This is a genomic window from Bacillus sp. AFS012607, from assembly GCF_002558005.1.
GTDB classification, from domain to species: domain Bacteria; phylum Bacillota; class Bacilli; order Bacillales; family Bacillaceae_G; genus Bacillus_A; species Bacillus_A thuringiensis_S.
Map to the genome: position 1 here is coordinate 1 of NZ_NTVM01000121.1, position 519 is coordinate 519.

The following is a 519-nucleotide window of genomic DNA, read 5'->3' on the forward strand; positions in this document are numbered from 1 at the left end:
AGAACGAGTTTATAGAGAGGTAGGGCGGCAAGAACATATTGATTTCGATTTGTTAGATGGTCATTCTAATGAAATTTATAACGGTACGTTATCGCTTGGCTCGAGATATGCAGATCACATTTTTGATCACATTTCTAAAAAAATGAATGTGATGCAATTAGATCCGGAACAAGAGGAACAAAAAAAGGAGCTGTTAGAAACGTTAGAAAGGGAAATCAATGATTCTCCTTTTCATGAAGAATATGAATATCAAGAAGAATTACCAGTAAGGAAGGAAGAACCTCCTTCTAGTCCATCGAATGAAATAGAGCCACAAGTAAAGCCTGAAAAGGAAAATAGAAAAGGATTTAAGATTATTGCGAGTGTTATAGGGAGCATGGTGTTAATTGGAGCTGGTGCCATATTTGCCTTTAAGTTATTCTCTTCCGATCCAGTTTCGAGTGCAAATGCTGGTTCTGAACAATATGTAGTAAAGGGATTACAACAGGCAGCTATTCAACAGTATGGAGAAGCCGTTAA

General features: G+C 37.0%; 1 pseudogene. It reads left to right on the forward strand.

Annotated elements, in window-relative coordinates:
* Nucleotides 1-519, forward strand: a pseudogene (locus CN409_RS31210) (hypothetical protein); the annotation flags it as partial.